The organism is Endozoicomonas sp. ALD068 (genome assembly GCF_049310145.1).
Classification (GTDB): Bacteria; Pseudomonadota; Gammaproteobacteria; order Pseudomonadales; family Endozoicomonadaceae; genus Endozoicomonas_A.
The window spans coordinates 2390370-2402372 of sequence record NZ_JBLYNU010000004.1 but is presented as its reverse complement, the minus strand read 5'-3'; the positions used below and the strand labels follow the sequence as shown (position 1 = coordinate 2402372).

Below are 12003 nucleotides of genomic sequence, written 5' to 3'. Positions count from 1 at the left end.
TCCAGACAACTTCTGCCAGTGCCAACCGTGTTGTTGTTTTTTCTGTTGTTTGTTTCAGGCTGATTGCTGAACTTTTTAAAAAAATTATTGTCGAAACAAAGTAATTGATTAATGCCACAGCCATTGAACCATGGATGAATGTTAATAATAGAGGGATATCTTGATGTTTCATGCTAATTTTGGCCGTTCAGAGGGTCAAGTCCTGAAAACTGATCCAAATCGGAATGCCGACGCTGGCGGTCCATCCAGGGAGGCTCGCAGCCTACCCAAAAAGCGTTTCAGTGATCCCGGTCCCTGTGGCGCTCTGACCAGCGAAACTCCTCTGGCCAAGCGTGATTGTCGTCCATCTGTTGCAGATCAGACTGCTGGCTATTCTCCTCCCAATCGGGAACAACTCGGCGGCAAGGGGATGTTTTTGCAGCGCATGAAAGAAGCGGGCCTGTCTGTTCCGCCCTTCCAATGTGTGACTGCTCAAATCATGAATGCGCTGGCACAACACCCTCTCGATACCCATGCTTTAGACCACTATTTCCAGGGGTTTGTTGATGAACCGCTGGCAAAGACCAGCCTCAGGAACATCCGGGAATACCTCAATACCTTGCCGCCTTCAGAGCAATCCAAAAGGGATCACTGGCTGTCAGCTATGGCAACATTTATTGCCAGTGATGACTTTTACGAACAGGTTAAAGATTCTGAAGCGGCCCGAAAAATCCGGGAGCTGCTCCGTCAGGTGGACCGACTCTCTGGATCACAGCCCGTGATTGTCCGCAGTTCCGGCATCAACGAAGATAACTACGGCGATGCCCAGGCAGGCAAATACCTCTCTGTCATTCAGGCAGGAGGCGATGTTTTCAGAACCTGTCTCATGGTCATGGCCTCAGGTTACCGGCCTGAAGTCTGTCCCGAAGGCATACCGCAACCCATGGCGCTGATCATCCAACAGTGTATTGACTGTCGATATGGTGGAGTCGTCATGAGCTTTCAATCTTTTCAGGATGATACCATCAGGATTGAGTACACAAAGGGTCAGCCCAAAGGCATAGTGGCAGGGCAGTCCGGTAACACGCCCCATCGTATTAATATTTGTCGCAAGGAAGGCGCTGAAAACTTTCAATACTTTCCCGGCAAGGTCTCAAGTCACTTTGTCCTGCACAAAAACAATGATGGCTATCTGGAAACAGAAATTTATGATGCGGACGCCCAATCAGACGACAGTGTTCATAAACTCAGTGATCATTTGGTTGCAAAACTCAGTCAGGCGGTGACAGAGCTGGAAAAGCTGTTGCTCTGTCCGGTGGATGTGGAGTTTGCCATCGATCATCTGGGTAACCTGTTCCTGTTGCAGGTGCGCCCTGTTACCCGGCTTTCTGGCGGCATGGATTTTGCGATGCCTATACCCAAAAAGACCCTGGCCATTGGCGAGGGTGTCAGCGAAGGCCATTGCACCGGAACACTCTGGCTGGCTGAAGAACAAGCGGCAGACTCTATGCCAGAGGGAGCCATTGTCTTAGCCCACCATGCTGCAGACTGGATGCTTGAGCCAGAGTTCCTGAAGCGGGCAGGGGGTTTTGTCTTTGCCGAAGGGGGCTTCAATGATCATGTCGCGATCCTTATGAAACAGGCAGGAAAAACCTTGATGCTGGCCGGTGGACAGTTCGCGGTCGTGGCCGCTCAGGTTGGCCAACAGGCGACGCTGGCCTTTGCCCGCTTCAAAGGTGAGCCTGGCGCCTTTGTTGTTGTCGGTGACTTTAGCGGTGAACTTGCCAGTCGCAGAAGCCTGTCCTCTGCATTTTCTGATGTGCCGCTGCTCAGAGCCGTCCCGTCACGGGATGATTTGTCCCCACCTGAAGGCACATTCCTTAATGTCGCCAGCGGTTTTCAGTGGCTCACGGATCAAAATGCCCGTTTGTTGGCATTTTTTGCCTCTGGTGGCGGACTGGATTATCTGGCAAATCCCATAAAACTGAGCATGTCACCACAACGTTCAGAGTTGCTGGCAGAGATCAGAGTCAGGGTAAATCGGCTGGTTCAGGGGGCTGAAGCTTTTCTGGATGGCTACCATGCGTTCTTGTTGCTGGCGGGAAAAACAGGTGCTTACGAGGTTCGGTCATTGCGGGATGAAATACCGACATTGAGCAACCGGTTCGAGGCGCTGAAACAGACCATCCGATCCAGTTTAGAGGCTATCATCCTGCTTCTGGATGATGGTAAAAACAGGCAGATAACATTTCATCAATGGCTGACTGCCTGTCAGCAACTGCAATCCTCTCTGCAAGCACTGAATCCTAAAGAGGCTGAGCAGGTCAGGAGTGTTCATGAGCTGATTTTTGCCTTGCACTGGCGCTTTGTAGATGCACTGGCACCGATCACTCTGCTTTCCGGTCAGGGCAAGCTATCAAAAGAAAACAAAATTACCTACCTTGATTACACAACTCAGCGCAACCCGGGAGAAAAGGTACCGCTATTGAGGCCGTCCTCGAAACCATTAATCGAAAAGTGTAGTTGTTATGGGACTGTGGTCGTTATGGATGATGTCTTGATTGTTAACCTGAAGCTCGGAAGTCATGTGTGCCTTATTGAGCTGCTTGAATGCGCAGAGGGAGGCAAAGAACGAACCTTACGGCTGAAATTCTCTGACCAGTTTTATAAAGATGATGGTGTTGATACAACCGCCAAGTTAAAGCGTATGTGGTTTCTGGTGCAGTTACTGAAAGTGCTCCAACTGGATGAAAATGCTGATAGCATGAAGCTGTTTTGCAATGCGGTAGCAGGAGGCATTATCGTCGAATGCACTCGAATAAAAGCAACTGAAAACATGCAGGATGCCTTTGAAAAACTGATTATTGTATTACGTGCTATGTGTAATGTGGATTGTAAAATGCAGTACATTAAGGTTTTTGAAGGAGATCAGTGGAGCTTTAGCTCACTGGCACAACGCCTGACTGGCGATGTTGCGGCAGAAGCTGACAGGTTCGCCTTTCAACATTGCCTTTTCGCAATGTATTATGAGAAGCATATCCTCTACACTCCCGATTGTTTCCTGTTATTACCCGATCACTACCAGCAATTTATTAATTATGCCCAACGGTTTGCAGAGTGTCGTAATAAATGGGAGGACGACTATCGGCAAATATTAATGAGCAGTGAGATCACTGAAGAAACCCGCAGGGAATTTTTACATCATTTGTTATTCCTCGATGCCAAAAGAACGGCTCCATTGGTTGAGGATGTTTATCCCGATTTGAGAGATAAATACTATGTTATAAAACCATCATCCTACAGTTACCGGCTAAGTTTTGAAGTCCCTCCGGATCTGTGGCTTTCTGATGATAAAGAAACATTCAAAAAAGCCTTGCTGAAGCACGGGCTGCAATATGGCAGTCAGCGGGTTCGGAATGATAAAGACCTGGTATTACCAATCATTGCAGAACGTCAAGGAGACCTTGAGTTTGCTGGTGAAAAAATGAAGAATGATAAAGTGGTTGTCATGACTGCAGTCAAAGAGCATGGCATTTGGCTGCGATATGCCAGCCCGGAAATGCGGGATGATGAAAACATTGTAAAGGTCGCTATCGCCAGTTATCCACCAGCACTGAGTTTTGCAAGTGAAAGAATCCGAAGCGACAAAAACATTATACAAATGGCAATTGTTGATGATATCTGTTGCTTACAATGTGCCAGTAAAAGAGTACGGAGTGATCGCGAGTATTTGCTGAACTTGATTGAACATAATTATCGTGCTTTCGACTCTGCTGCTAATGAACTTAAACGCGATAAGGATTTTATCCGATCAGCAATCCACAGAAACCCTGATGTTGTTCAATACCTCTCTGCGGAGACTTTAAGAATGTGTCTGAGTACTGGGAGTGCAAGTTCACAACAGAAAAATCAGCCCGAAAACGCTGAGGACCATAACGTTCTGTGTAACATCCTCTAAGCCTGATTATCAGCCAGTTGCTACCGGTTTTTTTAAGCAGGCAAGCAACAATTTTCTCATCAGATAACGCCCTCCAGTGCAAACCGAGTTGTTATTTATCCTATTGCGTGCTTCAGGCTGAACTTTATAAAAATAGTATTGTCCAAACAAAGTAATTGATTAATGCCACAGCCATTGAACCATGGATGAATGTTAATAATAGAGGGATATCTTGATGTTTCATGCTAATTTTGGCCGTTCAGAGGGTCAAATCCTGAAAACTGATCCAAATCGAAATGCCGACGCTGGCGGTCCATCCAGCGAGGCTCGCAGCCTATCCCAGCGGCATTTCAGTGATCTTGGTCCCTCGGGCGCTCTGACCAGCGAAACTCCACTGGCCAAGCGTGATTGTCGTCCATCTGTTGCAGATCAGACTGCTGGCTATTCTCCTCCCAATCGGGAACAACTTGGCGGCAAGGGGATGTTTTTGCAGCGCATGAAAGAAGCGGGCCTGTCTGTTCCGCCCTTCCAATGTGTGACTGCTCAAATCATGAATGCGCTGGCACAACACCCTCTCGATACCCATGCTTTAGACCACTATTTCCCCAGGTTTGTTGATAAATCGCTGGCAAAGACCAGCCTAAGGAACATCCGGGAATACCTCAATACCTTGCCGCCTTCAGAGCAAACCAAAAGGGATGACTGGCTGTCAGCTATGGCAGCATTTATTGCCAGTGATGACTTTTACGAACAGGTGAAAGATTCTGAAGCGGCCCAAAAAATCCGGGAGCTGCACCGTCAGGTGGACCGACTCTCTGGATCACAGCCCGTGATTGTCCGCAGTTCCGGCATCAACGAAGATAACTACGGCGATGCCCAGGCGGGTAAATACCTTTCTGTCATTCAGGCAGGAGGCGATGTTTTCAGAACCTGTCTCATGGTCATGGCCTCAGGTTACCGGCCTGAAGTCTGTCCCGAAGGCATACCGCAACCCATGGCGCTGATCATCCAACAGTGTATTGACTGTCGATATGGTGGAGTCGTCATGAGCTTTCAATCTTTTCAGGATGATACCATCAGGATTGAGTACACACGGGGTCAGCCCAGAGGCATAGTGGCAGGACAGTTCGGTAACACGCCCCACCGTATCGATATTTCTCGCAAGGGTAGGGAAGGCAGTGACAGTTATCAATACTTTCCCGGGAAGGTCTCCAGTCACTTTGTCCTGCACAAAAACAATGATGGCTATCTGGAAACAGAAATTTATGATGCGGACGCCCAATCAGACGACAGTGTTCATAAACTCAGTGATCATTTGGTTGCAAAACTCAGTCAGGCGGTGACAGAGCTGGAAAAGCTGTTGCTCTGTCCGGTGGATGTGGAGTTTGCCATCGATCATCTGGGTAACCTGTTCCTGTTGCAGGTGCGCCCTGTTACCCGGCTTTCTGGCGGAATGGATTTTGCGATGCCTATACCCAAAAAGACCTTGGCCATTGGCGAGGGTGTCAGCGAAGGCCATTGCACCGGAACACTCTGGCTGGCTGAAGAACAAGCGGCAGACTCTATGCCAGAGGGAGCCATTGTCTTAGCCCACCATGCTGCAGACTGGATGCTTGAGCCAGAGTTCCTGAAACGGGCAGGTGGTTTTGTCTTTGCCGAAGGGGGCTTCAATGATCATGTCGCGATCGTTATGAAACAGGAAGGAAAAACCTTGATGCTGGCCGGTGGACAGTTCGCGGTCGTGGCCGCTCAGGTTGGCCAACAGGCGACGCTGGCCTTTGCCCGCTTCAAAGGTGAGCCTGGCGCCTTTGTTGTTGTCGGTGACTTTAGCGGTGAACTTGCCAGTCGCAGAAGCCTGTCCTCTGCATTTTCTGATGTGCCGCTGCTCAGAGCCGTCCCGTCACGGGATGATTTGTCCCCACCTGAAGGCACACTCCTTAATGTCGCCAGCGGTTTTCAGTGGCTCACGGATCAAAATGCCCGTTTGTTGGCATTTTTTGCCTCTGGTGGCGGACTGGATTATCTGGCAAATCCCATAAAACTGAGCATGTCACCACAACGTTCAGAGTTGCTGGCAGAGATCAGAGTCAGGGTAAATTGGCTGGTTCAGGGGGCTGAAGCTTTTCTGGATGGCTACCATGCGTTCTTGTTGCTGGCGGGAAAAACAGGTGCTTACGAGGTTCGGTCATTGCGGGATGAAATACCGACATTGAGCAACCGGTTCGAGGCGCTGAAACAGACCATCCGATCCAGTTTAGAGGCTATCATCCTGCTTCTGGATGATGGTAAAAACAGGCAGATAACATTTCATCAATGGCTGACTGCCTGTCAGCAACTGCAATCCTCTCTGCAAGCACTGAATCCTAAAGAGGCTGAGCAGGTCAGGAGTGTTCATGAGCTGATTTTTGCCTTGCACTGGCGCTTTGTAGATGCACTGGCACCGATCACTCAGCTTTCCGGTCAGGGCAAGCTATCAAAAGAAAACAAAATTACCTACCTTGATTACACAACTCAGCGCAACCCGGGAGAAAAGGTACCGCTATTGAGGCCGTCCTCGAAACCATTAATCGAAAAGTGTAGTTGTTATGGGACTGTGGTCGTTATGGATGATGTCTTGATTGTTAACCTGAAGCTCGGAAGTCATGTGTGCCTTATTGAGCTGCTTGAATGCGCAGAGGGAGGCAAAGAACGAACCTTACGGCTGAAATTCTCTGACCAGTTTTATAAAGATGATGGTGTTGATACAACCGCCAAGTTAAAGCGTATGTGGTTTCTGGTGCAGTTATTGAAAGCCCTCGAACTGGATGAAAATGCTGATAGCATAAAGCTGTATTGCAATGCGGTAGCGGGAGGCATTATCGTCGAATGCACTCGAATAAAATCAACTGAAAAGATGCAGGATGCCTTTGAAAAACTGATCATTGTGTTACGTGCTATGTGTAATGTGGATTGTAAAATGCAGTACATTAAGGTTTTTGAAGGAGATCAGTGGAGCTTTAGCTCACTGGCACAACGCCTGACTGGCGATGTTGCGGCAGAAGCTGACAGGTTCGCCTTTCAACATTGCCTTTTCGCAATGTATTATGAGAAGCATATCCTCTACACTCCCGATTGTTTCCTGTTATTACCCGATCACTACCAGCAATTTATTAATTATGCCCAACGGTTTGCAGAGTGTCGTAATAAATGGGAGGACGACTATCGGCAAATATTAATGAGCAGTGAGATCACTGAAGAAACCCGCAGGGAATTTTTACATCATTTGTTATTCCTCGATGCCAAAAGAACGGCTCCATTGGTTGAGGATGTTTATCCCGATTTGAGAGATAAATACTATGTTATAAAACCATCATCCTACAGTTACCGGCTAAGTTTTGAAGTCCCTCCGGATCTGTGGCTTTCTGATGATAAAGAAACATTCAAAAAAGCCTTGCTGAAGCACGGGCTGCAATATGGCAGTCAGCGGGTTCGGAATGATAAAGACCTGGTATTACCAATCATTGCAGAACGTCAAGGAGACCTTGAGTTTGCTGGTGAAAAAATGAAGAATGATAAAGAGGTTGTCATGACTGCAGTCAAAGAGCATGGCATTTGGCTGCGATATGCCAGCCCGGAAATGCGGGATGATGAAAACATTGTAAAGGTCGCTATCGCCAGTTATCCACCAGCACTGAGTTTTGCAAGTGAAAGAATCCGAAGCGACAAAAACATTATACAAATGGCAATTGTTGATGATATCTGTTGCTTACAATGTGCCAGTAAAAGAGTACGGAGTGATCGCGAGTATTTGCTGAACTTGATTGAACATAATTATCGTGCTTTCGACTCTGCTGCTAATGAACTTAAACGCGATAAGGATTTTATCCGATCAGCAATCCACAGAAACCCTGATGTTGTTCAATACCTCTCTGCGGAGACTTTAAGAATGTGTCTGAGTACTGGGAGTGCAAGTTCACAACAGAAAAATCAGCCCGAAAACGCTGAGGACCATAACGTTCTGTGTAACATCCTCTAAGCCTGATTATCAGCCAGTTGCTACCGGTTTTTTTAAGCAGGCAAGCAACAATTTTCTCATCAGATAACGCCCTCCAGTGCAAACCGAGTTGTTATTTATCCTATTGCGTGCTTCAGGCTGAACTTTATAAAAATAGTATTGTCCAAACAAAGTAATTGATTAATGCCACAGCCATTGAACCATGGATGAATGTTAATAATAGAGGGATATCTTGATGTTTCATGCTAATTTTGGCCGTTCAGAGGGTCAAATCCTGAAAACTGATCCAAATCGAAATGCCGACGCTGGCGGTCCATCCAGCGAGGCTCGCAGCCTATCCCAGCGGCATTTCAGTGATCTTGGTCCCTCGGGCGCTCTGACCAGCGAAACTCCACTGGCCAAGCGTGATTGTCGTCCATCTGTTGCAGATCAGACTGCTGGCTATTCTCCTCCCAATCGGGAACAACTCGGCGGCAAGGGGATGTTTTTGCAGCGCATGAAAGAAGCGGGCCTGTCTGTTCCGCCCTTCCAATGTGTGACTGCCCAAATCATGAATGCGCTGGCACAACACCCTCTCGATACCCATGCTTTAGACCACTATTTCCCCAGGTTTGTTGATAAATCGCTGGCAAAGACCAGCCTAAGGAACATCCGGGAATACCTCAATACCTTGCCACCTTCAGAGCAAACCAAAAGGGATGACTGGCTGTCAGCTATGGCAGCATTTATTGCCAGTGATGACTTTTACGAACAGGTGAAAGATTCTGAAGCGGCCCAAAAAATCCGGGAGCTGCACCGTCAGGTGGACCGACTCTCTGGATCACAGCCCGTAATTGTCCGCAGTTCCGGCATCAACGAAGATAACTACGGCGATGCCCAGGCGGGTAAATACCTTTCTGTCATTCAGGCAGGAGGCGATGTTTTCAGAACCTGTCTCATGGTCATGGCCTCAGGTTACCGGCCTGAAGTCTGTCCCGAAGGCATACCGCAACCCATGGCGCTGATCATCCAACAGTGTATTGACTGTCGATATGGTGGAGTCGTCATGAGCTTTCAATCTTTTCAGGATGATACCATCAGGATTGAGTACACACGGGGTCAGCCCAGAGGCATAGTGGCAGGACAGTCCGGTAACACGCCCCACCGTATCGATATTTCTCGCAAGGGTAGGGAAGGCAATGACAGTTATCAATACTTTCCCGGGAAGGTCTCCAGTCACTTTGTCCTGCACAAAAACAATGATGGCTATCTGGAAACAGAAATTTATGATGCGGACGCCCAATCAGACGACAGTGAGCATAAACTCAGTGATCATTTGGTTGCAAAACTCAGTCAGGCGGTGACAGAGCTGGAAAAGCTGTTGCTCTGTCCGGTGGATGTGGAGTTTGCCATCGATCATCTGGGTAACCTGTTCCTGTTGCAGGTGCGCCCTGTTACCCGGCTTTCTGGCGGCATGGATTTTGCGATGCCAATACCCAAAGAGACCCTGACCATTGGTGAGGGTGTCAGCGAAGGCCATTGCACAGGAACACTCTGGCTGGCTGAAGAACAATCGGCAGACTCCATGCCAGAGGGGGCCATTATCGTGGCCCACCATGCTGCAGACTGGATGCTTGAGCCAGAGTTCCTGAAGCGGGCAGGGGGTTTTGTCTTTGCCGAAGGAGGCTTCAATGATCATGTCGCGATCCTTATGAAACAGGCAGGAAAAACCTTGATGCTGGCCGGTGGACAGTTCGCGGTCGTGGCCGCTCAGGTTGGCCAACAGGCGACGCTGGCCTTTGCCCGCTTCAAAGGTGAGCCTGGCGCCTTTGTTGTTGTCGGTGACCTTAGCGGCGAACTTGCCAGTCGCAGAAGCCTGTCCTCTGCATTTTCTGATGTGTCGCTGCTCAGAGCCGTCCCGTCACGGGATGATTTGTCCCCCCCTGAAGGCACATTCCTTAATGTCGCTAGCGGTTTTCAGTGGCTCACGGATCAAAATGCCCGTTTGTTGGCATTTTTTGCCTCTGGTGGCGGACTGGATTATCTGGCAAATCCCATAAAACTGAGCATGTCAACACAACGTTCAGAGTTGTTGGCAGAGATCAGAGTCAGGGTAAATCGGTTGGTTCAGGGGGCTGAAGCATTTCTGGATGGCTACCGTGCGTTCTTGTTGCTGGCGGGAAAAACAGGTGCTTACGAGGTTCGGTTATTGCGGGATGAAATACCGACATTGTGCAACCGGTTCGAGGCGCTGAAACAGACCATCCGATCCAGTTTAGAGGCTATTATCCTGCTTCTGGATGATGGTAAAAACAGGCAGATAACATTTCATCAATGGCTGACTGCCTGTCAGCAACTGCAATCCTCTCTGCAAGCACTGAATCCTAAAGAGGCTGAGCAGGTCCGGAGTGTTCATGAGCTGATTTTTTCCTTGCACTGGCGCTTTGTAGATGCACTGGCACCGATCACTCAGCTTTCCGGTCAGGGCAAGCTATCAAAAGAAGCGAATATTACCTACCTTGATTACACAACTCAGTGCAACCCGGGAGAAAAGGCACTGCTATTGAGGCCGTCCTCGAAAGCATTAATTGAAAAGTTTGCTTGTTCAGGGACTGTCGTCATCATGGATGATGTCTTGATTGTTAACCTGGAGCTTGGAAGTCATGTATGCCTTATTGAGCTGCTTGAATACGCAGAGGGAGGCAAAGAACGAACCTTACGGCTGAAATTCTCTGATCCGTTTTATAAAGATGATGGTGTTGATACAACCGCCAAGTTAAAGCGTATGTGGTTTCTGGTGCAGTTACTGAAAGCCCTCGAACTGGATGAAAATGCTGATAGCATGAAGCTGTTTTGCAATGCGGTAGCGGGAGGCATTATCGTCGAATGCACTCGAATAAAAGCAACTGAAAACATGCAGGATGCCTTTGAAAAACTGATTGTTGTATTACGTGATATGTGTGATGTGGATTGTAAAATGCAGTACATTGAGGTTTTTGAAGGAGATCAGTGGAACTTTAGCTCACTGGCACAACGCCTGACTGGCGATGTTGCGGCAGAAGCTGACAGGTTCGCCTTTCAACATTGCCTTTTCGCAATGTATTATGAGAAGCATTTCTCCTACAGTCCTGATTATTTGCTGTTATTACCCGATCACTACCAGCAATTTATTAATTATGCCCAACGGTTTGATGAGTGTCGTAATAAATCGGAGGACGACTATCGGCAAATATTGATGAGCAATGAGATCACTGAAAAAACCCGCAGGGAATTTTTACATCATTTGTTATTCCTCGATGCCAAAAGAACGGCTCCATTGGTTGAAGATATTTATCCCGATTTGAGAGATAAATACTATGTTATAAAACCATCATCCTACAGTTACCGGCTAAGTTTTGAAGTCCCTCCGGATCTGTGGCTTTCTGGTGATAAAGAAACATTCAAAAAAGCCTTGCTGAAGCACGGACTGCAATATGGCAGTCAACGGGTTCGGAATGATAAAGACCTGGTATTACCAATCATTGCAGAGCGTCAAGAAAATCTTAAATTTGCTGGTGAAAAAATGAAGAATGATAAAGAGGTTGTCATGACTGCAATCAAAGAGGACGGCATTTGGCTGAAATATGCCAGCCTGGAAATGCGGGATGATGAAAATATTGTAAAGACCGCTATCGCCAGTTATCCACCAGCGCTGAGTTTTGCAAGTGAAAGAATCCGAAGCGACAAAAACATTATAAAAATGGTTATCGATGATAATATTGTGAACTTAAAATGTGCCAGTAAAAGAATACTGAGTGATCGCGAGTATCTGCTGAACCTGATTGAACATCATTGTCGTGTTTTCAATTATGCTGTTGATGAACTCAGGCGCGATAGGGATTTTATCCGATCAGCAATCTACAGGAACCCTGATGTTGTTCAATACCTCTCCGAGAAGACTTTAAGAATGTGTCTGAGTACTGGGAGTGCAAGTTCACAACAGAAAAATCAGCCCGAAAACGCTGAGGACCATAGCATTCTGTGTAACATCCTCTAAGCCTGATTATCAGCCAGTTGCTACCGGTTTTTTTAAGCAGGCAAGCAATAATTTTCTCATCAGATAACGCCCTCCAGT

Annotated in this window: 3 protein-coding genes; all 3 read left to right on the top strand. The window is 47.6% G+C overall.

Features of this window, described 5'->3' with window-relative positions; translation table 11 throughout:
* Window positions 1-163 precede the first annotated feature (163 nt).
* The 3 genes from ACO6V5_RS08485 to ACO6V5_RS08475 all read left to right on the top strand — a co-directional run bounded on the left by ACO6V5_RS08485 (window position 164) and on the right by ACO6V5_RS08475 (window position 11925).
* A complete protein-coding gene (locus ACO6V5_RS08485) occupies window positions 164-3937 on the top strand; it encodes a DUF4116 domain-containing protein (protein ID WP_422492082.1) in 3774 nt (1257 codons plus the stop codon).
* 214 nt (window positions 3938-4151) lie between these two features.
* Window positions 4152-7931 (top strand): DUF4116 domain-containing protein, encoded by a 3780-nt coding sequence (locus ACO6V5_RS08480; RefSeq protein WP_422492081.1) that lies wholly within the window; start codon window positions 4152-4154, stop codon window positions 7929-7931.
* A gap of 214 nt (window positions 7932-8145) precedes the next feature.
* Window positions 8146-11925: a DUF4116 domain-containing protein gene (locus ACO6V5_RS08475; protein ID WP_422474917.1), complete on the top strand. Its 3780-nt coding sequence runs from the start codon at window positions 8146-8148 to the stop codon at window positions 11923-11925.
* The last annotated feature ends 78 nt before the right edge of the window (window positions 11926-12003 follow it).